The sequence below is a fragment of the Oerskovia flava genome (genome assembly GCF_026163685.1).
Lineage (GTDB): Bacteria > Actinomycetota > Actinomycetes > Actinomycetales > Cellulomonadaceae > Oerskovia_A > Oerskovia_A flava.
This window is the reverse complement of record NZ_JAOXSR010000008.1, coordinates 36,492-58,311: the sequence shown is the minus strand read 5'-3', so window position 1 is coordinate 58,311 and position 21,820 is coordinate 36,492. Positions and strand designations below refer to the sequence as shown.

16 protein-coding genes are annotated in these 21,820 nt (G+C 74.8%); 13 read left to right on the top strand and 3 right to left on the bottom strand.

The window, feature by feature from the left end; translation table 11 throughout:
• The first annotated feature begins 77 nt into the window (after window positions 1-77).
• The 11 genes from pdhA to OHL10_RS13340 all read left to right on the top strand — a co-directional run bounded on the left by pdhA (window position 78) and on the right by OHL10_RS13340 (window position 15,708).
• Window positions 78-1,241: a pyruvate dehydrogenase (acetyl-transferring) E1 component subunit alpha gene (pdhA, locus tag OHL10_RS13390; RefSeq protein ID WP_265522725.1), complete on the top strand. Its 1,164-nt coding sequence runs from the start codon at window positions 78-80 to the stop codon at window positions 1,239-1,241.
• Window positions 1,238-2,272 (top strand): alpha-ketoacid dehydrogenase subunit beta, encoded by a 1,035-nt coding sequence (locus tag OHL10_RS13385; protein WP_265522724.1) that lies wholly within the window; start codon window positions 1,238-1,240, stop codon window positions 2,270-2,272. Before pdhA ends, OHL10_RS13385 begins: the two co-directional genes overlap by 4 nt.
• Window positions 2,272-3,735: a dihydrolipoamide acetyltransferase family protein gene (locus tag OHL10_RS13380; RefSeq protein ID WP_265522723.1), complete on the top strand. Its 1,464-nt coding sequence runs from the start codon at window positions 2,272-2,274 to the stop codon at window positions 3,733-3,735. The genes OHL10_RS13385 and OHL10_RS13380 overlap by 1 nt, the downstream gene beginning before the upstream one ends.
• Window positions 3,732-5,357, top strand: coding sequence for a carboxyl transferase domain-containing protein (locus tag OHL10_RS13375; RefSeq protein ID WP_265522722.1), 1,626 nt, complete (start codon window positions 3,732-3,734; stop codon window positions 5,355-5,357). Before OHL10_RS13380 ends, OHL10_RS13375 begins: the two co-directional genes overlap by 4 nt.
• A gap of 5 nt (window positions 5,358-5,362) precedes the next feature.
• Window positions 5,363-7,489: an acetyl/propionyl/methylcrotonyl-CoA carboxylase subunit alpha gene (locus OHL10_RS13370; protein WP_265522721.1), complete on the top strand. Its 2,127-nt coding sequence runs from the start codon at window positions 5,363-5,365 to the stop codon at window positions 7,487-7,489.
• Complete coding sequence (locus tag OHL10_RS13365) at window positions 7,486-8,652, top strand: acyl-CoA dehydrogenase family protein (RefSeq protein ID WP_265522720.1); 1,167 nt, start codon at window positions 7,486-7,488, stop codon at window positions 8,650-8,652. Before OHL10_RS13370 ends, OHL10_RS13365 begins: the two co-directional genes overlap by 4 nt.
• A 135-nt stretch (window positions 8,653-8,787) precedes the next feature.
• On the top strand, window positions 8,788-9,306 hold the full coding sequence (locus OHL10_RS13360) for a MaoC family dehydratase (protein ID WP_265522719.1): 519 nt from the start codon (window positions 8,788-8,790) through the stop codon (window positions 9,304-9,306).
• Complete coding sequence (locus tag OHL10_RS13355) at window positions 9,303-10,175, top strand: HpcH/HpaI aldolase/citrate lyase family protein (protein WP_265522718.1); 873 nt, start codon at window positions 9,303-9,305, stop codon at window positions 10,173-10,175. Before OHL10_RS13360 ends, OHL10_RS13355 begins: the two co-directional genes overlap by 4 nt.
• A complete protein-coding gene (locus OHL10_RS13350; protein ID WP_265522717.1) occupies window positions 10,172-10,948 on the top strand; it encodes a CoA transferase subunit A in 777 nt (258 codons plus the stop codon). Before OHL10_RS13355 ends, OHL10_RS13350 begins: the two co-directional genes overlap by 4 nt.
• A 1-nt stretch (window position 10,949) precedes the next feature.
• Window positions 10,950-11,618: a 3-oxoacid CoA-transferase subunit B gene (locus OHL10_RS13345; protein ID WP_265522716.1), complete on the top strand. Its 669-nt coding sequence runs from the start codon at window positions 10,950-10,952 to the stop codon at window positions 11,616-11,618.
• 85 nt (window positions 11,619-11,703) lie between these two features.
• Complete coding sequence (locus tag OHL10_RS13340) at window positions 11,704-15,708, top strand: SCO7613 C-terminal domain-containing membrane protein (RefSeq protein ID WP_265522715.1); 4,005 nt, start codon at window positions 11,704-11,706, stop codon at window positions 15,706-15,708.
• A gap of 12 nt (window positions 15,709-15,720) precedes the next feature.
• On the opposite strand, the gene OHL10_RS13335 is transcribed toward OHL10_RS13340, so the two are convergent.
• The gene (locus tag OHL10_RS13335; protein ID WP_265522714.1) at window positions 15,721-16,023 is read right to left on the bottom strand and encodes a helix-turn-helix domain-containing protein; all 303 of its coding nucleotides are present in this window, start codon (window positions 16,021-16,023) and stop codon (window positions 15,721-15,723) included.
• A 64-nt stretch (window positions 16,024-16,087) separates the two neighbouring features.
• Here OHL10_RS13335 and map point away from each other — a divergent pair, with 64 nt between their 5' ends.
• Window positions 16,088-16,864: a type I methionyl aminopeptidase gene (map, locus tag OHL10_RS13330; RefSeq protein ID WP_265522713.1), complete on the top strand. Its 777-nt coding sequence runs from the start codon at window positions 16,088-16,090 to the stop codon at window positions 16,862-16,864.
• Window positions 16,865-16,907: 43 nt separating this feature from the next.
• Here map and OHL10_RS13325 read toward each other — a convergent pair whose 3' ends face one another.
• Entirely contained in the window at window positions 16,908-19,739 is a 2,832-nt protein-coding gene (locus OHL10_RS13325; protein WP_265522712.1) for a lysylphosphatidylglycerol synthase transmembrane domain-containing protein, read from the bottom strand.
• Between the two features lie 194 nt (window positions 19,740-19,933).
• Here OHL10_RS13325 and OHL10_RS13320 point away from each other — a divergent pair, with 194 nt between their 5' ends.
• On the top strand, window positions 19,934-20,962 hold the full coding sequence (locus OHL10_RS13320; protein WP_265522711.1) for an HdeD family acid-resistance protein: 1,029 nt from the start codon (window positions 19,934-19,936) through the stop codon (window positions 20,960-20,962).
• 11 nt (window positions 20,963-20,973) lie between these two features.
• On the opposite strand, the gene OHL10_RS13315 is transcribed toward OHL10_RS13320, so the two are convergent.
• Complete coding sequence (locus OHL10_RS13315; protein WP_265522710.1) at window positions 20,974-21,771, bottom strand: CPBP family intramembrane glutamic endopeptidase; 798 nt, start codon at window positions 21,769-21,771, stop codon at window positions 20,974-20,976.
• Window positions 21,772-21,820: the final 49 nt, after the last annotated feature.

The window sequence follows — 21,820 nt, the reverse complement described above, 5'->3', positions numbered from 1 at the left end:
AGCCATGTGCGCCGGGGGGTTACGTTCGGCTCATCGGGCCTCGACGAGGAGGGCCGGTAGAGACGTGAGGTGAGGCGATGACGCCCAGCGACCAGGCCCTGCGGCCCCCGCAGACAGAGCACGCGCTCCGCGCGGACGACGTCCAGATCCTCGACGAGCACGGCCACCGCCGTGCCGCGGCCGAGCACGACCGCTGGCTCGAGGGACTCAGCCGGGACGACCTCCTGGGCCTCTACGAGGACATGGTCGTCGTGCGCCGGATCGACGCGGAGGCGACCGCGCTGCAGCGGCAGGGCGAGCTGGCGCTGTGGCCGCCGCTGCTGGGCCAGGAGGCCGCGCAGATCGGGTCCGGGCGCGCGCTGCGCCCCGAGGACTTCGTGTTCTCCAGCTACCGCGAGCACGCCGTCGCGTACACGCGGGGTGTGGCGCTGGTCGACCTCGTCCGGGTGTGGCGGGGGGTGACGGCGTCGGGCTGGGACCCGTACGCCGTCGGGATGGCGACGCCGCAGGTCATCATCGGCGCGCAGGCCCTGCACGCGACCGGCTACGCCATGGGCATCCAGATCGACGGCGCGGCCGCGGCCGCCGTCGGCTACCTGGGCGACGGCGCCATGAGCCAGGGCGACGTGAGCGAGGCGTTCGTCTTCGCGGCGACGTACCAGGCGCCGGTCGTGCTCTTCTGCCAGAACAACCAGTGGGCCATCTCCGAGCCGGTCACGCTGCAGTCGCCCGTGCCGCTCGTGGACCGGGCGGCCGGGTTCGGCATCCCGGGCGTGCGGGTGGACGGCAACGACGTCCTCGCCGTCCTCGCCGTGACCCGGGCCGCGCTCGACCGTGCCCGCACGGGCGGCGGGCCGACGTTCATCGAGGCCGTGACGTACCGCATGGGACCGCACACCACCGCTGACGACCCGACGCGCTACCGCGACGCGGACGAGCTGGCGTCGTGGGCCGCGCGCGACCCGATCGCACGCTTCGCGACCTACCTCCGGGACACCGGCGTGCTCGACGACGCCGCGGAGGAGCGCGTGCGGGCCACGGCGGACCGGGTCGCGGCCGAGCTCCGCGCAGGCTGCGTCGCGCTCGAGGACCCGCCCGCGCTCACCGTGTTCGAGCACGTGTACGCCGAGCCGCACACCGGGATCGACCGCGAGCGGGCGGCGTACGCGGCCTACCTCGCGGGCTTCGACGACGGCGCCGCAGCCGACGACGAGACCACGACCAGGACGGAGGAGCGATGACCACGCTCACGCTCGGCAAGGCGCTCAACGCAGGACTGCGGCGCTCGCTGTCCGACGACGACAAGGTCGTCGTCATGGGGGAGGACATCGGCCGGCTCGGTGGTGTCTACCGGATCACCGACGGGCTGCAGGCCGAGTTCGGACCGCGCCGGGTCATCGACACGCCCCTGGCGGAGTCGGCGATCCTCGGCACGGCCATCGGGCTGGCGTACCGCGGCTTCCGGCCCGTGGTGGAGATCCAGTTCGACGGGTTCGTCTACGTCGCGTTCGACCAGATCGTCTCGCAGCTCGCGAAGATGCACGCCCGCACGAACGGCGCGGTGAAGCTGCCCCTGACGATCCGCATCCCCGTCGGCGGCGGGCTCGGCGCGGCGGAGCACCACTCCGAGTCGCCCGAGGCGTACTTCGTGCACACCGCCGGGCTGCGGGTCGTGACCGTCGCGACCCCGCAGGACGCGTTCACGGTCCTGCGCCAGGCGATCGCGTGCGACGACCCGGTGGTGTTCTTCGAGCCCAAGCGGCGCTACCACCTCAAGGGCGAGGTGGACGCGGGAGCCGACGGCGGGGGCGGGCCCGAGCTCGCGACCGCACCGTTCATGGGCGACGCCCGCGTGCTCACCACGGGATCGGACGTCACGCTCGTGACCTTCGGTTCGCTCGTCCCCACCGCGCTCGACGCCGCCGTGGCGGCGGCCGACGAGGGGGTGTCGGTCGAGGTGGTCGACCTGCGCTCGCTGTCGCCGGTCGACCACGCGACCGTCGAGGCGTCCGTGCGGCGCACCGGCCGGCTCGTCGTCGTGCACGAGGGCCCGCGCCAGGCCGGTGTCGGCGCCGAGATCGCCGCCGAGATCACCGAGCGCTGCTTCCACCACCTCGAGGCCGCTCCGGTGCGGGTCACGGGCCACGACGTCCCGTACCCGCCCGCGAAGCTCGAGCAGCACCAGGTCCCCGACCTCGACCGGATCCTCGACGGCGTCGACCGCGTCCTCGGCCGCGTCTCGGCCCCCACGTTCGAGGAGGCGAACCGGTGATGACGCTGCGCGAGTTCCGCCTGCCCGACCTCGGCGAAGGCCTCACCGAGTCCGACCTCGTCAGCTGGCACGTCGCCGCCGGCGACCGCGTCGAGCTCAACCAGGTGATCGCCGAGGTGGAGACCGCCAAGGCGCTCGTCGACCTCCCCTCGCCCTACGCGGGCGTCGTCGCGCAGCTCCACGCCGAGGCGGGCCAGACCGTCAACGTCGGCGAGCCGCTCGTCACGTTCGAGGTGCCCGACGCCGCGGGGCCGGCCGCGCCCGACCCGTCACCTGCCGCCCCCGAACCGGAGGAGGCGCCTCAGCCGAACCTCGTGGGCTACGGCGCCCGGCCCGAGCGGTCCGGGCACCCCACGCGCCGTCGCCGCCGGGGCGCGCCCGCGCACGATGTCGGTGACACGGCTGAGCGCAGGATCGATCACGCGGCCGAGCGCACGACCGAGCAGGCGCACGAGCCGGCGGAGCGGCCGCGCTCGACGCCGCCCGTGCGGATGCTGGCGAAGAAGCTCGGGGTCCACCTCGACCGGGTCGACGGCACCGGGCCGGACGGTCTGGTGACCCGTGAGGACGTGCTCGCGGCGGTGAGCTGCCACCGCGAGGTCACCCCGCGCGACGCCGGCGCCCCCGCTGCGCAGAACGGCGCCACCGGGAGCGGTGCCCGACCCCGCGCCGTCGGGCCACCGACCAGGTCGCCCGACCGCGTGCCGCCGAGCACGACGCAGGGCCGGGAGACCCGTATCCCGGTGCGGGGGGTGCGCAAGCACACCGCGGCGGCGATGGTCGCGAGCGCGTTCACGGCCCCGCACGCCACCGTGTTCCTCACGGTCGACGTCACCGAGAGCATCGAGCTGCTGGAGCGGCTGCGGACGAACCGGCTCACGCGCGGCACGCGGATCACGGTGCTCGCGCTCGTCGCCCGGGCGCTGTGCGTGGTCCTCGAGCGGCACCCCGCGCTCAACGCCCGGTGGGAGGAGCCGGCGGGTGCTCCGGCCGAGATCGTCCAGCCGCACGACGTGCACCTCGGCGTCGCGGTCGCGACCGACCGCGGCCTCGTCGTGCCGAACGTCCCGGCCGCGCAGGAGCTGTCGCTGCCCGAGCTCGCGGACGCGCTGGGTGAGCTCACGGAGACCGCGCGCGCCGGTCGCACGGCCCCGGAGCGGCTGCGCGGCGGCACGATCACGGTGACGAACGTCGGGGTCTTCGGCGTCGACGCGGGCACCCCGATCCTCAACCCGGGTGAGGCCGCGATCCTCGGGGTCGGCGCCGTGCGGCGGCTGCCCTGGGAGCACCGGGGCGAGGTGGCGCTGCGGCAGGTCGCGACGCTCAGCCTGTCGTTCGACCACCGCATCGTCGACGGCGAGCAGGGTGCGCGGTTCCTCGCCGACCTCGGTGCGCTGCTCGCCGACCCCGGCCTCGCGCTGCTCGGCGCCGCTGCCGCACCCGGCACGAGGAGCGCGTCGTGACGGTCCTGAGCACCGCCGTCGACCCGCGGTCGCCGGCCGCGGCCCAGAACGCCGCGGCCCAGCGCGCGCTCGTCGACGAGCTGCGCGAGCGCACCGAGCAGGCCGCGCTCGGCGGCTCCGAGGCGGCGCGCGTGCGGCACGTCGGTCGCGGCAAGCTCCTCCCGCGCGACCGGGTCGAGCGGCTCCTCGACGAGGGCAGCCCGTTCCTCGAGATCTCGCCCCTCGCGGCCCACGGCGTGGACGACGGCGCGTGGCCGGGTGCGGGCGTCATCGCCGGGATCGGCATGGTGTCCGGCCGGCAGGTGATGGTGGTGTGCAACGACGCGACCGTCAAGGGCGGCACGTACCACCCGCTCACGGTGAAGAAGCACCTGCGTGCGCAGGAGATCGCGCTCGAGAACCGGCTGCCGTGCGTCTACCTCGTGGACTCCGGCGGGGCGTTCCTGCCGCGGCAGGCCGAGGTGTTCCCCGACCGCGACCACTTCGGGCGGATCTTCTACCAGCAGGCACGCCTCTCGGCCGCCCGGGTCCCGCAGATCTCCGCCGTCCTCGGCTCGTGCACGGCCGGGGGCGCGTACGTCCCGGCGATGAGCGACGAGACGGTGATCGTGCGCGACCAGGGCACGATCTTCCTCGGCGGCCCGCCGCTCGTGAAGGCCGCGATCGGGGAGGTCGTCACGGCCGAGGAGCTCGGTGGCGGCGAGCTGCACGCGCGGCGGTCGGGCGTCACCGACCACCTCGCCGAGGACGACGCGCACGCGCTGGAGATCGTGCGCTCGATCGTCGCGACGCTCCCGCCGGACCCCGAGCCCGCGTGGGAGGTGCTGCCCGCTGAGCCCCCCGCCGTCCGGGACGACACCGCGCCCGAGGACTCCGGGCTGTACGCCGCGGTGCCGCCCGACGTGCAGGCGCCGTACGACGCGCGCGAGGTGATCGCCCGGATCGTCGACGGCAGCGAGCTGCACGAGTTCAAGCGCGAGTACGGCGAGACGCTCGTGACCGGGTTCGCCCGCATCCACGGCCACCGGGTGGGGATCGTCGCGAACAACGGGGTGCTGTTCAGCCCGTCGGCGCTCAAGGGCGCGCACTTCGTCGAGCTGTGCGACCAGCGGGGGATCCCGCTGCTGTTCCTGCAGAACATCTCCGGCTTCATGGTCGGCACCGACGCCGAGGCCGGCGGGATCGCGAAGGACGGCGCCAAGATGGTCACGGCCGTCGCGACGACACGGGTGCCGAAGCTGACGGTCGTCGTCGGCGGGTCGTTCGGCGCGGGCAACTACTCGATGTGCGGGCGGGCGTACTCGCCGCGCTTCCTGTGGTCGTGGCCCGCGAGCCGGATCTCCGTCATGGGCGGCGCGCAGGCCGCGGCCGTGCTCGCCACCGTCAAGCGTGACCAGCTCGAGGCCGGTGCGCAGGAGTGGGACGCCGACGACGAGGACGCGTTCCGCCGCGACATCCGCGACCGCTACGAGGAGCAGGGCAACCCGTACTACGCGACGGCCCGGCTCTGGGACGACGGCATCATCGACCCCGCCGACACCCGCCGGGTGCTCGGTCTCGCCCTCGACGTGTGCGCCCGCGCACCCCTGCCGGAGCCCGCGTTCGGGCTCTTCCGGATGTGAGGGCCATGACCGACCCGACCCTGCGCACCGTCCTCGTCGCCAACCGCGGCGAGATCGCGTGCCGGATCATCGAGACGCTGCGCCGGCTCGGCATCCGCGCCGTCGCCGTGCACTCCGACGCGGACGCCCGCGCGCGGCACGTCGCGCTGGCCGACGTCGCCGTCCGCCTCGGTCCCGCGCCCGCCGCGCAGAGCTACCTCGACGTCGACGCCGTGGTCGCCGCCGCCGTCGCGACCGGCGCCGACGCGATCCACCCCGGCTACGGGTTCCTCGCGGAGAACCCGGAGCTCGCGCGGGCGTGCGCCCGGGCCGGGATCGTCTTCGTCGGCCCGTCCGTCGCCGCGCTCGAGGTCATGGCCGACAAGATCGCGGCGAAGCGGCTCGTCGCGGGCCGCGGCGTCCCGGTCGTGCCGGGGACCACGTCCGCCGGCCTGGACGACGTCGACCTCGCGGGCGCGGCGGCCGACGTCGGCTTCCCGCTCCTCGTCAAGCCCTCGGCCGGTGGCGGCGGCAAGGGGATGCAGGTCGTGCACGACGCCGCCGGGCTCCCCGCGGCGCTCGCGTCCGCGCGGCGGGTGGCGGCCGCCGCGTTCGGCGACGACACCCTGCTCCTCGAACGGCTCGTCACCCGCCCCCGCCACATCGAGGTGCAGGTCCTCGCGGACCGGCACGGGAACGTCGTGCACCTCGGCGAGCGCGAGTGCTCGTTGCAGCGCCGGCACCAGAAGGTCGTGGAGGAGGCGCCGTCGCCCCTGCTCGACGACGCGGCGCGCGCCCGTATGGGGGCCGCGGCCTGCGAGGTGGCGCGCAGCGTCGATTACGAGGGGGCGGGCACGGTCGAGTTCCTCGTCCCCGCCGACGACCCGGCGACGTTCTTCTTCATCGAGATGAACACCCGCCTGCAGGTGGAGCACCCCGTGACGGAGATGGTCACCAGGCTCGACCTCGTCGAGCTGCAGCTCCAGGTCGCGGCGGGCGAGCCGCTCGGGCTGGTACAGGACGACGTCGTGCTCCGCGGCCACGCGGTCGAGGCGCGAATCTACGCCGAGTCGCCCGCGCGCGGCTTCCTGCCCGCGACCGGCACGGTGCTCGCGCTCCACGAACCCACCGGTCCGGGCTGGCGCCTCGACAGCGGACTCGTCGAGGGCGACGCCGTCACCGGGCACTACGACCCGCTGCTCGCCAAGGCCGTCGCGTGGGGCCCCGACCGGCCCGCGGCGCTCCGGCGGCTCGACGCGCTGCTCGCGCAGACCGTGGTGCTGGGCGTCGAGACGAACGTCGCGTTCTGCCGCGAGCTCCTCGCGGTGCCCGACGTCCGCGACGGCCACCTCGACACGGCCCTGATCGACCGCCTCCTCACCCCGTCCGACGACCAGACCCTCGGCGGGCCGGGACGGGTGGTCGAGGACGACCTCGTCGCCGTCGCCCTGCTTCTCCGTGCGGCTGCTGAAGGCGGGAGCTCGGTGTGGGGGGCGGGGGACGGGTGGCGGCTCAACGCGCCGGCGCGCCCGCGACGGTTCGTGCTGCACGACGCCGGCGCACCGGGCCGGGCGCGCACGTACGAGGTGAGCGTGGCGGGAGAGGCGGGTGCCGCCGTCGTGCAGGTGGACGACGGCGCCCCGCGCCCGGCCGCGCTGGTCGCCGAGGCCGGGGCGACGCACGCCTGGCGGTGCACGATCGACGGCGTGAGCGCGCGCGTGCACCTCGCGCTCGACCACGACGGGGTCGTGTGGCTCGCCCGCGCGGGTCGGACGGTCGCGGTCGCGGCCCCGGACAGGGCGGAACGGTCCGCCCGGCTGCGGGCCGAGCGCGGACGGTCCGTCGTCCCGGGGGCACGGTCGCCCGAGGTCCGGGCGGCGATGCCCGGCACGGTCGTGGCGGTCGCCGACCTCGACGGGGGCCGCGTCGAGGAGGGCGCCCCGCTCGTGACCGTCGAGGCCATGAAGATGGAGCACGCCCTCGTGGCCCCGCACGCCGGGACCGCGCACGTCAGCGTGCGCCCCGGCGACCTCGTCCGGCTCGACCAGGTGGTCGCCGTCGTCGACCCCGACCCCGACCCCGACCTCGTGTCCGGCTCTCCGACCGGGAGCCCGGACGGCCCACCCCACCCCGACACCCAGGGAGCATCATGATCGCCGAGCTCGACGACGAGCAGCTGAAGCTGAGCCAGGTGGTGCGCGACTTCGCCGACAGCGTCGTCGCCCCCGCCGCCTACCGGTACGACACGGAGCGGCGGCTGCCGCTGGAGATCATCGCGCAGATGGGTGAGCTCGGGCTGTTCGGGCTGCCGTTCCCGCGGGACATCGGCGGGCAGGGCAAGGACTACGTGTCGCTGTGCCTCGCGGTCGAGGCGCTCGCACGCGTCGACCAGTCCATCGCGGTGACGCTCGAGGCGGGCGTCGGGCTCGGGATCGTGCCGATCTACCGGCACGGCTCGCGCGAGCAGCAGGAGCGGTGGCTGCCTGACCTGCTCGCGGGGCGGGCGCTCGCGGCGTTCGGCCTGACCGAGGCGCAGGCCGGCTCGGACGCGGGCGGCACCCGCACGACCGCGCGGCTCGACGGCGACGAGTGGGTGATCGACGGGTCCAAGCAGTTCATCACCAACTCCGGCACCCCCATCACGAGCCTGGTGACGATCACGGCGGTCACGGGGGAGTCCACGCGACCGGACGGCTCGGTCCGCAAGGAGCTGTCCAGCATCATCGTGCCGTCGGGCACGCCGGGGTTCGAGGTCGGCCCGGCTTACGACAAGGTCGGCTGGCACACGTCCGACACGCACCCGCTCACGCTCACGGGCGTGCGGGTGCCCGCGGAGAACCTGCTCGGCGAGCGGGGCCGCGGGTACGCGAACTTCCTGCGCGCGCTCGACGAGGGTCGTATCGCGTTCGCCGCGCTCGCGACAGGTGCGGCGCAGGGCTGCCTCGAGGAGGCGCTGCGGTACGCGAAGGAGCGGGTCGTGTTCGGGCGGGCGATCGGCGAGAACCAGCACGTGGCGTTCACCCTCGCGCGGATGCAGGCCAGGGTGCACACCGCGAGACTGGCCTGGTACGACGCGGCGCAGCGGCTCGTGCACGGCAAGCCGTTCAAGGCCGAGGCGTCGATCGCGAAGCTCGTCGGGGGAGAGGCCGCGATGGCGAACGCCCGCGACGCGTCCCAGATCTTCGGCGGCTACGGCTTCCTCAACGAGAACCCGGTGGCCCGCCACTACCGCGACTCGAAGATCCTCGAGGTCGGCGAGGGCACGACGGAGGTGCAGCTCATGATCATCGCCAGAAGCCTGGGCCTGGACGCGTAGTCGGCCGGTCGCCGAACACGTGGTTGCTGTCGATATCAGGCCGTTGGCGACGGTAACCACGCGTTCGACGGCGAGGAAGTGCTTGGTCGAGGGCAGTGGGTGGGCAGTGGAGTCAGTCGAGGGGAGAGGGTCAGTATGCGCGAGGTGGTCCAGCGAGGCCTGTACTACGACGAGCTCGAGACCGGTGCGCTCTACCGCCACCGGCCCGGCCGCACCCTGACCGAGGCGGACGACGTCCTGTTCTCCACCCTCACGATGAACCACCAGGCGCTGCACCTCGACGCCGCGTGGGCGGCGACCCAGCCGTTCGGGCAGCGGTTGATGAACTCGATGATGACGCTCTCCACGCTCGTCGGGCTGTCGGTCGGGCAGATCACGCAGGGCACGATCGTCGCGAACCTCGGGTTCCGCGAGGTCGAGTTCCCGCACCCGGTGTTCCACGGCGACACGCTGTACGGCGAGACCGAGGTCGTCGACAAGCGGCTCTCCGCCTCACGCCCCGGGCAGGGCGTCGTCACGCTCGAGCACCGCGGCCGCAACCAGGACGGTGTGCTCGTCGCCCGCGCCGTGCGCACCGCCCTGTTCTGGACGCGCGCGGCCCACGAGGCCCACGAGGGTGCCCGGGACGCACCGGCCGACGAGGACGACGCATGAGCGGCGAGCGTCCGTTCCCCGCCGGCCCGGCGCTGCTCTTCTGCCCCGCCGACCGCCCCGACCGGTTCGCCAAGGCGGCCGACCGGTCCGACGTCGTCGTGCTCGACCTGGAGGACGCCGTCGCCCCGGAGCGGCGCGCCCGGGCACGCCAGGCGCTCGCCGACGCACCGCTCGACCCGGACCGCACGGTCGTGCGGATCAACGCCGTCGGCACGGCCGACCACGACGCCGACCTCGCGGCGCTCGCGGCCACGGACTACCGCACGGTCATGGTGCCGAAGGTGGACGCGGCGCTGCCCACCCTCGGGTACGCCGTCGTCGCGCTGTGCGAGACCGCGGCCGGCGTCCTGGCGGCCCCGCAGCTCGCGGCGCGCGACGACGTCGTCGCCCTCATGTGGGGCGCGGAGGACCTCGTCGCGTCGCTCGGCGGGACGTCCAGCCGGCGGCCCGACGGCGCGTACCGGGACGTCGCCCGCCTCGCCCGCGCGCAGGTGCTGCTGGCGGCGGGCGCTGCCGGGAAGGTGGCGGTGGACGCCGTGCACCTCGACATCGGTGACCTCGACGGGTTGCGCGCCGAGGCGCAGGACGCAGCGGCGTCGGGCTTCGGTGCGACGGCGTGCATCCACCCCTCGCACGTCCCGGTGATCCGGGCCGCGTACGCCCCCGACCTGGCGGCGGTGTCCGCCGCGCGCGACCTGCTCGAGGTCGCCGCCTCGCGCGACGGGGTGTTCGTGCACGACGGTCGGATGGTGGACGGACCCGTCCTCCAGCACGCCGCCGCGGTGCTGCAGCGGGCGCGTGCGGCAGGTGCCCTGACGGACGAGACGGTTCCCCGCACGACCCCCCACGAGACGGAGGAGCGACGATGACCACGACGAGCACGACGAGCACCGCGAGCGGGCCGGCGGTGGCTCGCCCGGCGAGCGCGGCCGAGGCGGTCGACGGGCTGCTGCGGGACGGGATGACGATCGCGGTCGGCGGGTTCGGGCTGTGCGGCATCCCGGCGGACCTCATCGAGGCGGTCCGGGACTCGGGCGTGACCGGACTGACGGTCGTGTCCAACAACATGGGCGTCGACGGCAAGGGGCTCGGGCTGCTGCTGGAGAGCAACCAGGTCGCGAAGGTGCTGTCGTCGTACGTGGGGGAGAACAAGCTGTTCGCGCAGCGCTACCTCGACGGCGACCTCGAGGTCGAGTTCGTCCCGCAGGGCACGCTCGCCGAGCGGCTGCGCGCGGGGGGCGCCGGCATCCCCGCGTTCTACACGGCGACCGGCGTCGGCACCCCCGTCGCGGAGGGCAAGCCGACTGCCCGGTTCGACGGGCGCACGTACGTGCTGGAGCGCGGCATCGTCGCGGACCTCGGGCTCGTGCACGCGCGCCGCGCGGACCCGTACGGGAACCTCACCTACCGGGCCACGGCGCGCAACTTCAACCCGCTCGTCGCGACGGCGGGCCGGCGCACGGTCGTCGAGGCGGAGACGGTGACCGACGAGCCGCTCGACCCCGACGTCGTCGTCACCCCGGGGGTGTACGTCGACCGGCTGGTGACAGCGAGCGACCGCGAGAAGGACATCGAGCAGCGGACGGTCCGGCCTCGTCCGGAGAGCGCAGACCCCGCCCGACCCGTGGCACAGGAGGCCTGACATGGTCTGGACGCGTGACGAGATGGCCGCGCTCGCGGCCTCCGAGCTGCACGACGGCGACTACGTGAACCTCGGGATCGGCATCCCGACGCTCGTCGCCAACCACGTGCCCGACGGGGTGCGGATCACCCTGCAGAGCGAGAACGGCCTGCTGGGCATCGGGCCGTTCCCGCTCGACGGCGACGAGGACGCCGACCTCATCAACGCCGGCAAGCAGACGGTGACCGCCCTGCCGGGGGCGAGCTTCTTCGACTCCGCGGTCTCTTTCGGCATGATCCGCGGCGGCCACATCGACATCGCCGTGCTCGGCGCGCTGGAGGTGTCCGGCGCGGGCGACCTCGCGAACTGGATGGTGCCCGGCAAGCTCGTCAAGGGCATGGGCGGGGCGATGGACCTCGTCGCCGGCACCCCGCGGATCGTCGTGCTCATGGACCACGTCGCGCGCGACGGTTCGCCGAAGATCCGCCGCACCTGCTCGCTCCCGCTCACCGGGCAGGGTGTCGTGGACCGGATCATCACGGACCGCGCGGTCCTCGACGTCGTCCGGGAACCCGGGGAGGCGTCCGGCCTGGTGCTGCGCGCCCTCGCGCCGGGCGTGACGGTCGAGGAGGTGCGCGGCGCGACCGAGGCGGACGTCGTCGTCGACCCGGCGCTGGAGGTGCAGCACTGACCCGACGGCGACCTTCACCGGATCGCCACCGCCTCGCCTGTGGATCACCTGCACGTCCGCTGGGCAGGTTCGCCATGATGAGCGCATGACAGAAGCCTGGGTCCACGCCGCGCTGACGCGGCTGCCCGACACCCGGTCGTGCCCGGCGTGCGCGGCGGTGCTCGCCTCGACGCGGTGCGACCGCTGCGGACTGCTGCTCACCGGTCAGGCCGCGCAGGACGTCGCCGACGCGTCCGAGGCGGCGTTCCGCGCCCTGCAGCAGCGGCAGCAGGCCCTCGAGGCCCTGCGCGCCGCGCAGCCCGCGCACGCCCGTTCGGCTCCGGGGTCCGCCCCGGCACCTTCCGCGGCGCCCCGCCCGGCCGCGCCCGGACCTGCCGCGACCCGACCGGTAGCCCAGGCCGCCGTGGGGCTCGCACCGGTCCCCACGACCCGGACCTACTCCGCGCCTCGGCCCGCGCCGCGCCCCTCCTCGTCGACGGTCGGGCTGCAGCCTGTCCTCGCCGCGGCGGGTGCGGGGCTGCTCGCGGTCGCGGTGATCGTCTTCGTGTTCTTCACGTTCGCCGACTCGCTCGCGCTGCGTGCGCTCGTCACGGGCGTGGTGACGGTCCTCGCGGCCGGTGCGGTCGCGCTCCTGCGGCGCCTGTCGCTGACGGCGTCGGCCGAGTCGGTCGGGGCGCTCGTCGTCGTGCTCCTCCTCGTCGACGCCGAGCTGGTGGTGCGCGCCGTCGACGTCGCGGCTCCGGGCGGCTCGGCGCTCCTGCGGTCCGGGCTGCTCACGGTGATCGTCGCCGTGCTCGCCGCGCTCGGGCAACGAGTGCGGGTGCGCACCTGGGTCGCCGGTGCGCTGCTCCTGGCGCCCGCGGTCCCGCTGGTGCTCGCCGCGGCGATCAGCCAGGCCGCGGCGGCGCCGTCCCCGGGCAGCGACGGTGATGCCGCCGCGGGTGCGTGGGCGGTCACCGTCGCGCTGCTGGCCTCGACCCTCCTGACGCTGACGGCCGGGCCCGTGGCCCGGTGGGCGGGACCCCGCGTGGGCAGCGAGCTGGTCGTCGAGCGCACGGTCCTGGCCGTCGCCCGTTGCCTGACCTTCCCCGCGGCTCTCCTCGTGGCGCTCGGGCTGCCGCCGGTCGGAGTGCTGTCGGTGGCGAGCGGGACGGCGATCGCGACGGCTGCCGCAGGCGGGACGGCCGTCGTCCTGGCGTACGCGACACGGCAGCAGGCGTGGTGGTGCGTCGCCGGCGCGGCGGGGGTCCTCGCGGCAGCGCTGCTCGGGGTCGACCCGTCGGCATGGGTCCTGGCCCTCGTCCCGGCGATCGCGCTCGTGACCTGGCTCGGGCTGATCGTCGCGAGCTCCCGTGCGACCACGGGCCGCGGGGCGAGCGCGCGCCGCGCCGTGCTCGCGGGCGGGTGCGGGGTGCTCGCCCTGGCCGCCGTGCCGGCCGGCGCCCTGGCCGCCGGGCGTCTGCTGTCCGTCCTGGTCGACGTCCGTCCGGGCGACGCCGCGTCGCGCGTCCCACGCGCACCCCTCGGCAGCGCCGGGGACGGCCTGGGGCCCTTCGCGGAGGTGGCGTGGGCGACCGCGTCCGTCACCGCTCTCGCCCTGCTGCTCGTGGGCGCGATCGTGGCCGGTCGGCTCGGGCTGACCGCCCCCGCGGGCGGGACCCCGGCGGCGGGCGGGCCGGGCGCCACCACCGAGGGGCCGGCCACTGCCGAGCGACCGGCCGCGGTGGTCGTGTTCGGTCGGGGGACGTCGCCCTGGATCGCCGGCTTCCTCCTGGCCGCGCTCGTGTTCCACCCGGCGTGGCACCCCGTGACGACCCTCGCGCTCGCCGCCGCCTCGGCCGCGACCCTGTTCCTCGCAGCGGGGCCGTGGCGCAGCGGCGCCGTCGTCGCGGCCGTCCGGGCGACGCACGTCCTGCGGCGCGTCCCCGGTCTGCGCGCACCGCTCACCGGCCCCGAGCTCCGGGGCTGGCGGGCGTCCGCCCTCACGACGGCGTTCGGCGTCACCGCGCTCGGGACGCTCGCCTCGTGGGTCTCGCGCCCGACGGTCCTCGCCGGCGCCGCCGTCCTGCTCGCCCTCGCGCTCCTCGCCCGTCGTGCGCTACCGACGGCCGTGGGCCCGTACCTCGTCGCGGTCGGGTACGGCTACGCCCTGCTCGCGCTCGGGGTCGGCCTCGGCTGGGCTGGGCTCGGCGCGATCCCCGCCCTGAGCACGGTGTCGGCCGCCGCGTCGGTGACCGCGCTCGTCGTCACGCTGGTGCGCCGCGTGGACCGGGACACGTGGTGGGCCGTCCTCGCGACGTCGGCGCTGCCCTTCGTCGCCGGCGTCGCGACCGTCGTCACCGAGCGCACGTGGTGGTCCGCCGGCGCGGCGGCCGTCATGCTCGCCCTCGAGATCGTGCTCGTCGTGACCCGGCGCCCGGGGACCTCACCGGTCCTGCGCGCGGGTTCCGCCTGGCTGGTGCTCCCGACCGCTGCCGTCGTCCTCGTGAACGTCGGCGCCCAGGTCCTGCGCAGCGGCTCACCCGTCGTTCTGCCGATCGTGGCCGTCGCCTGCGCGGCCGTCGCGATCGCCGCCCGCCCGCTCGCCGACCGCCTCGCCGCCCACGGTCTCGACCGCGAGGCGTCGAGGAGCGTGCGCGTCGCCGTCGAGACGAGCGTCCTCGCCACGGCGGGCGTCACCCTGCTCCTCGCCCTCGTGCGGGAGGCAGCCGGGACGCAGACGACGGTCGTCGTCCTCACCCTCCTCGCCGCGGGCGCCGCGGTCGTGGCCCGCGAACCCGACCGGCACCCCACCTGGTGGCTCAGCGCCGTCCTGTGGGTCGGCGCGCTGTGGACCACGCTGTTCGAGACCGGCGTGGGGCTCGTCGAGGCGTACACCGCACCGCCGGCGCTCGCCGCGGTCCTCGTCGGTGCGTGGCTCGCGCGCCGGAACGATCGCTGGTGGCGGCTGACGAGCACCGGCCTGGTGCTCCTCGTCGGGCCCTCGCTCGTCGCCCAGGTCCTGCGGCCCGACGTCGCGGGCGTGCGCCCGGTCGTGCTCCTCGCCCTGGCAGCGGCCGGGGTCGCCGGCGCGGCGTGGTCCCGCCTCCGTGCGGGGCGTCCGACCGCTCGGGCGACCTGGTGGCGCGGTCTCGCGCTCCGGCTGGCGGTGACGGCCGCGGCCGTCACCGTGACGGGCGCCGTCGAGGCGCTGCGGATCGCCGCGCAGTCGTCCGCCGCGGACGACCGCGGCACGGCGCTCTTCCTCGCGGCGCTCGGCTGGTCGCTCGTCGCCGCGGGCATCGCCGCGCTCGCCATGCGGCTCGTCGCCGCGCTCGCGACGGACCGGTGGCGGCTGCGGGCCGCCCGGTGGTGGGCCGCGCCCGCGCTGGCGCTGGGTGTTGTCGGCCCGGTCGCGGCGGTGCAGTCCTCGTGGGCCGTGATCACGATCCTCTGGACGGTCGAGATCGCGCTCCTCGTCCTCGTCGTGGTGGCCGTGCGTCGCGCCCTGCGGGGCGACCTGGACCTGCCTCCGGCGTGGTTCGTCTGGCTGCTCGCGCTCGCGACGGCGATCGCCGCCTGGTCGCCGCGCGAGCTGCGCGTCGAGGTCTTCTCGCTGCCGCTGGGCGTCGGCCTCCTGGCCGCCGGCCTCCTCGCGGCGCGCATGCAGGGTCTGGTCGGTACAGGTGCACCCGGCGCGCCAGGAGCGCCCGGTGCACCCGCCCGCGCCGGCGGCGGGTGGCCGCTCGGGTTCGTCGGGTCGTGGCCCACCCTGGCGCCGGGGATCCTCGCGCTCCTGGGCCCGTCGGTGCTCGCGACGTACACCGACGCCCGCACGTGGCGGGCCATGCTGGTGGTGGCGATCGCGCTCGCGCTCGTCCTCGCCGGGACGCGCCGGCACCTGGCGGCGCCGTTCTGGCTCGGGGTGGTCGTGCTGCCCGTCGAGATCCTCGTCGTGTTCCTCACCCAGCTCGGCACCGCGATCTCGGCCGGACCGTGGATGCTCACCCTGGCCGCGGCCGGTGGTCTCCTGCTGATCCTCGCGACGTACTACGAGCGGCGGATCGCCGCGGCGGGCGGCGCCGGGGCGTACCTGCGCGACCTTCGCTGACGTCGTCGGGCGCTACGAGGCCAGCGGCTCGCGGACGCGGAGACGGGCGTCTGCGGGCACGGCGTCGTCGTCGGTCCGGGTGATCTCGGCCCATACGTCGTCGAGGGAGAGGCCGAGGACCTCGGCGATCGCTGCGACCGTCGGAAAGGCAGGGGTCGCGACGCGGCCCGACTCGATCTTGCGGAGGGTCTCCGGTGAGACGCGTGCGGCGAGCGCGGTCTCGAGCATCGAGCGCGTACCCCGGGCGCGGCGCAGCAGAGCGCCGAGACGCCGGCCGCGCTCGACCTCGGCGGGAGTGAGCGGCAACCTGACCATGATCCGATACTAGACCGGGATACCCTTACCGGGATAGTTATTGGTCACTCCAGAAGGGCGTCCCATGATCGAGATCCTCCACCCCACCGAGCTTGCCCAGGCACGGGTCACGGGCGCCCTGGTGGGCGACATCCTGCAGACGCTGAAGCGTCGCAGCACGGTCGGCACGAACCTCCTGGAGATCGACCGGTGGGCGCGGGACCTGATCGTCGAGGCGGGGGCGCAGTCCTGCTACGTCGACTACGCGCCGTCGTTCGGGCGCGGGCCCTTCGGTCACTACATCTGCACGGCGGTCAACGACGCGGTACTCCATGGGATGCCGCACGACTACGCGCTCGCCGACGGCGACCTGCTGACGCTCGACCTCGCCGTCTCGCACGGCGGGGTCGCCGCGGACTCGGCGATCAGCTTCCTCGTCGGCGAGGCGAGGCCCGCGGAGAGCGTCGCGATGATCGCCGTGACCGAGCGGGCGCTGACCGCCGGGATCGCCGCGGCCAGGCCCGGGGCCCGGACCGGCGACGTCTCCCACGCCATCGGCACGGTCCTCGGCGAGGCGGGGTACCTCGTCAACACCGAGTTCGGCGGTCACGGCATCGGGTCGACGATGCACCAGGACCCGCACGTGTCGAACACCGGTCGGCCCGGCCGGGGGTACCGGCTGCGCCCGGGTCTGCTGCTCGCCCTGGAGCCGTGGGTCATGGCGGACACCGCCGACCTCGTCACCGACGCCGACGGGTGGACGCTGCGCAGCGCGACCGGCAGCCGGACGGCGCACAGCGAGCACACCATCGCGATCACCCCCGACGGTGCCGAGATCCTCACCGCACCGACGAGGCCCTGACCCCGCGCCGCGTTCTCGCCGTCGCCCAGGGACAGGTGGTGGGCTAGAGGTCGCCCTTGCGCTGCAGGAACCGCATCGCCGCCCAGCCGAAGGGCACGCGGCCCCAGTAGGTCGCGACGCGGAAGAGCACCGAGACCGACGTCGCGATCGCGGCGGGCACACCGGCCGCGATCAGGCCGGAGATGAGGGCGAACTCCACGGTCCCGAGCCCGCCGGGCGTCGGCACGGCGGCGCCCAGCGCGTTGCCGACCAGGTAGATCACGGCGGCGTCGACGAGCGAGAGCTGCTGGCCGAACGCCGCGAGCGCGGCGTCGAACGCGAGCACGTAGCCGAGCGTCATGATGACGTTCCCGCCGAGCCCGAGGGCGAGGCGGCCCGGCTGGCTCAGCATCGCCGACAGCCGCGGCCAGACCTGCGCGAGGGTGGGGCGGATCTTCCTGACGACCCACCGGCGCACCGCGGGAACGAGCAAGGTGGCGAGGATCGCGACCGCCACACCGCCGATGGCGAGGAGGACCGTCGTCGACGGCAGGCCGCTGAGCCCGCCGGACCCGGTGAAGATCGAGAGCACGACGAGCAGCAGGATCGTCACCACGAACTGGGACACCTGGACGAGCCCGACGGTCGCGACGGCGAGCGGCACCGCCACCCCGCGCCGGGTGAGCATCCGCAGGTTCAGCGCGGCCGGGCCGATGCCCGCAGGGGCGGCGAGCGCCACGAACCCGCCCGCCGCCTGGGTGAGGATCGCGCGCCACATCGGCAGGCGCACGGGCGAGAACGCGACGAACGTCAGCGCCGCCCCCACCCACGTGACGAGGCCGAGCGCGAAGGCGATGACCGCCCACCACGGGTTCGCGTCCGCCACGGCGTCGGCGATCTGGTCGAAGTTCAGCGTCGTGACGATCACCGTGACGGCGATGATCGTCACCGTCAGCGTGATGACGGTGCGGGCGCCGAAGCGCGTGATGCGCTGCGGCTCGACGTCCGCCTCGGGCAGGCGCTCCACGAGCGCGCTGCGCAGCTCCTTGAGCAACTCCTTGTCCTGGCGCATCTCGATGCGTGTGCTGCCCGGCAGGGCCACGGACTGCAGGAGCGGGCCGATCGCGGCGATGTCGTCGTCGGGCAGGACGCTCACGGCCGAGTCGACGGCCCGCCGCGCGCCGACCCGCAGCGCGAGGAGGGCGACCATCTGGGTGAGGTCCATACGACGGGCGAGCTCGCTCGAGGCGATGTCGCCCTGCTCCCAGCCGGTGAGCCAGACCGCGGGCGCACCGCCGGGGGTGCGGTCCCGCGTGACGAGCATGACGTCGGACGTCAGGGCCCGGTGGGACAGCCCGGCGGCGTGCGCACGCTGGAGCTGGTGCCATGCCTCGTTGAGGACGTCGTCGGTGAGCTGGTCGACGGGCAGGTCGCGCAGGGAGACGGCGTCGTCGGCGTGCTCCTGGACGAGGACGATCGAGTCGTCGGACTCCGCCACACCCAGCAGGCGCGGGGTCCGGACGCCGGCGGCGCGGGCGGCGTAGGCGAGCAGCGCGGTGCGCTCGGCGACCGCGCGCAAGGAGATCGCGTTGCGACCCTCGATGCCGCGCAGGCGCAGGGACCGCCACAGCCGGGTGAGGAAGCCGACGACCTGCCGGTCGCCGTCGAGCACGACGACGTCCCGCCGCGTGCCGTCGTCGGAGAACATGGCATACACGCGATTGCCGCCCGCGCGCATGAGCGCGATCGCGGAGGGGTCGGACGGCGCGGCGGCGGCGGGTCCGTCGGTGCCGTTGTCGGCGGCGCGCGCGCCGGGCAGGTGGTGGCCGGCGAGGTCGGCATCACCGGTGAGGACGGCGCCGGCGTCGGACCCTGGTCGGCGGACGACGCCGACGTGGACCTCGCCCGTGATCTCCCCCGCGGCGTTGACGTCGGTGATGGGGTCGCCCGCGGCCTCGGCGCGGGTGGCGGAGTCCGCGACGTCCCGCACGCGGACGAGCGCGCTGGGACGGAAGCCTGCGCGCTGGACGCCCGCGACGAGGTCGGGGCCGTACGCCCGCTCGCTGCGGACCCCGGAGACGTAGCGCACGGTCTGCCCGGCGAGGCGGCCGAGCAGGAGGGTGATGAGGATGCCGGGGAGCGAGACCTGCCCGGTGACGAGGACGACACCGAGCGCGATGAACAGCAGGTTCCACGACACCCCGACCACGCGCCGCCGCGTCCGGGGGCCTGCCGCGGTGAGGAGCCCGCTGATCGCGGCGACATAGCCGGGGATGGTGACCTGCCACTCGCCGTCCACGCGGGCCGACAGGCCGAAGAGCAGCTCCGTGGAGCCCCACGCCTGGACCGCCCAGGACACGAGGAACCCGAGCAGCAGGCCCAGCGTGGCGGCGGCGATCGACTCGACGATCTGCCGGCCGAGCCGCCGTACGCCGAGGACGATGAGGACCGCCGTCGGGACGAACAGCGTCACCAGGCCCTCGAGCACGGCGACGGGGACGAACAGGATACGGACCAGCAGGGTGGAGAAGCCCTGGACGTCTTCCGTGACACCGGCGGTCGTGCCGTGCGCGTAGACCGCGAGGACCATGACGAGCGCGACGCCGAGGGCGCACAGCACCATCCCGACGAGGTCGCTCGGGTGGCGCACCCGCTGCTCGGGCGTGTCGACGACGCGCACGAGGCCGACGTCGTCGGTCGGGGGTGTCCGGCCGAGGAGCGACTCGAACGTGCCGGTCGTTGGTCGCGGCTCGTACCCCGGACCTCCGCCGCCGTCGGCGCGCGGACCAGGCCCTTCCTGGGCGCCCGCGTAGTTGCCGACCGTGTGCACCCGCACGGTGGGTCGCGTCGTGCCCGGCACGGCGGTCCCGGCGGGCTCGGACGGTGGAGCGGGCATGTTTGCGAGTGTAGGACGCACCTTCCCGGCAGGCTCGGCATTTGGCCGCAGGCCCCGGGTGATTTGACCGCTTCGCCGTGGTGTCGCGGGCCACAGTGACGGACGTCGACCTACGATGAGCGAGATCGCCGCGTCTTCGACGACGCACTTCCGACGATGCACTTCCGACGACGCACACGGACAGGTGGTTGGCCATGGCCAGGAGGAAGAATCGCGCGGCCGAGGGCGGCGCCGACGCGGCGACGGCACCCGAGCTGCCGAACGCGTTCCGCAACGTGTGGTGGCTGCCGGTCATCCGGGGTGTGCTGCTCATCGTGCTGGGCCTGCTGCTCATGATCGAGCCGCTGGAGTCCCTCGAGATCCTGCGCCTGGTGTTCGGGGCGTTCCTCGTCGCGGACGGCGTGCTCGTCGCGGTGCAGGGGCTCGCGCACCGCCAGCAGGTGGGGTGGACGTGGTGGCTGGCCCAGGCCGTCGTCAACATCGTCTTCGGTGCGGCCGTCGTGTTCTGGCCCGAGCTGTCCGTGACGGCGCTGTACTACGTGCTCGTCGTGTGGGTGCTCGTGCTCGGCATCGTCTCGATCGTCGGCGCGGCCGGGCTCCTGCGCAACCGTGACCTCGGCTGGGCATGGATGCTCACCTTCGGCATCGTGTCGACGCTGTTCGGGCTGCTGCTCGTGACCCGGCCGCTCGACGCGGTGGACGTGCTGACGCTCGTCGTCATCGTCTTCGGTCTCTACGCGTTCGTGTCCGGTGCCGTGCACATCGTGTCGGGCTTCGCGGTGCGGTCGGTCGCACGCGAGCTCGCCGACCTGCGCGGCCAGGCCCAGGCCGCCGGCGTCGTCGTCACGGGCGGGTCCGTCCTCGGCGCGAGCGCCAGCGCACCCTCCGTCCGCCCGGCGCACGCCTCCGGTCCGGTCCCCGCGACCCCCGAGGGTGCCGTCGCGGCGAAGCCCGGCGGGCCCGACGTCCCTGCCGTCCCTGCCGGACCTGTCGCGCCCGCCGAGCCCTCCGAGCACACCGGGGCCGCTGCGTCGACCGGGGCCACTGAGCCGACCGGTCCTGCCGGGTGGACCGGGCCTGACGGGCCCTCCGGCCCCGCCGCGTCGTCGGGCAGGATCCCGCGCCGGACCGGAACGACGCCGGTGGACGGGGCGTCTGCCGGCACACGGGACACTGACGACGGCGGGACGCCGCCCGGTGGCGAGGGCGACGGCTCTCGCTGAGGAGCCGTCGCTCAGACGATCCCGAGCGCAGCCCGCCACTCGGGCGGGACGAGCGCGTACCCGACGAACGCGACGACGTCGAGCAGCGTGTGGGCGATCACCAGCGGCATCACGCGGTGCTTGCCCCAGCGGGACGTGTACCACCACGAGAACACGACACCCATGACGACGTTGCCGATGAACGGCCCGATGCCCTGGTACAGGTGGTAGGAGCCGCGCAGCAGCGAGCTCGCGACGATGAACTTCAGACGGTTCCACCCGAGGTCACGGGTGCGCTCGAAGAGGTAGCCGACGGCGACGACCTCCTCGAGCAGGCCGTTCTTGAGCGCCGCGAGGAGGAGCACCGGGACGGTCCACCACTCCGCGCCCAGCGCGGAGGCCTGCACCTCGACCGTGATCCCGACCGCGCGCCCGAGGGCGTAGAACGCCAGGCCCGGGATGCCGATCGCCGCGGCGAGAGCGAACCCCCAGCCGGTGTCCCGCAGCGGCCGGGCGCCGTCGAGCCCGATCGCGCGCACCGCCGAGCGGCCCCGCGCCGAGAGCAGGTAGAGCGCGAGCGCGACCGGGACCAGGGCGAACGCGATGCCCAGCAGCTGGTAGGTGAGGTCGAGGTACGGACGCTCGGACCGGCTGACGTTGAGGCTCGCCGACTGGTCGCGCAACGCGGTGTCGGCGGTGAGGCGGGCGACGATGTTGACGATCGCGTACAGCGCCGACTGCCCGAGGCTGAGCCCGAGGACGATCCAGATCTCGGCGCCGATGCGGCGACGCTCCGACCGGGTGGGTGAGGTCTCGGATGGCGTCGGCACCCTCCGGTTATAGCACCGCGCGGTGGGCTCGTGACGGAGGTCTTCACAC

Coding starts and splice junctions, on each gene's coding strand:
- pdhA (WP_265522725.1), top strand. CDS start 78: ATGACGCCCAGCGACCAGGCCCTGCGGCCCCCGCAGACAGAGCACGCG.
- OHL10_RS13385 (WP_265522724.1), top strand. CDS start 1,238: ATGACCACGCTCACGCTCGGCAAGGCGCTCAACGCAGGACTGCGGCGC.
- OHL10_RS13380 (WP_265522723.1), top strand. CDS start 2,272: ATGACGCTGCGCGAGTTCCGCCTGCCCGACCTCGGCGAAGGCCTCACC.
- OHL10_RS13370 (WP_265522721.1), top strand. CDS start 5,363: ATGACCGACCCGACCCTGCGCACCGTCCTCGTCGCCAACCGCGGCGAG.
- OHL10_RS13365 (WP_265522720.1), top strand. CDS start 7,486: ATGATCGCCGAGCTCGACGACGAGCAGCTGAAGCTGAGCCAGGTGGTG.
- OHL10_RS13360 (WP_265522719.1), top strand. CDS start 8,788: ATGCGCGAGGTGGTCCAGCGAGGCCTGTACTACGACGAGCTCGAGACC.
- OHL10_RS13355 (WP_265522718.1), top strand. CDS start 9,303: ATGAGCGGCGAGCGTCCGTTCCCCGCCGGCCCGGCGCTGCTCTTCTGC.
- OHL10_RS13350 (WP_265522717.1), top strand. CDS start 10,172: ATGACCACGACGAGCACGACGAGCACCGCGAGCGGGCCGGCGGTGGCT.
- OHL10_RS13345 (WP_265522716.1), top strand. CDS start 10,950: ATGGTCTGGACGCGTGACGAGATGGCCGCGCTCGCGGCCTCCGAGCTG.
- OHL10_RS13340 (WP_265522715.1), top strand. CDS start 11,704: ATGACAGAAGCCTGGGTCCACGCCGCGCTGACGCGGCTGCCCGACACC.
- OHL10_RS13335 (WP_265522714.1), bottom strand. CDS start 16,023: ATGGTCAGGTTGCCGCTCACTCCCGCCGAGGTCGAGCGCGGCCGGCGT.
- map (WP_265522713.1), top strand. CDS start 16,088: ATGATCGAGATCCTCCACCCCACCGAGCTTGCCCAGGCACGGGTCACG.
- OHL10_RS13325 (WP_265522712.1), bottom strand. CDS start 19,739: ATGCCCGCTCCACCGTCCGAGCCCGCCGGGACCGCCGTGCCGGGCACG.
- OHL10_RS13320 (WP_265522711.1), top strand. CDS start 19,934: ATGGCCAGGAGGAAGAATCGCGCGGCCGAGGGCGGCGCCGACGCGGCG.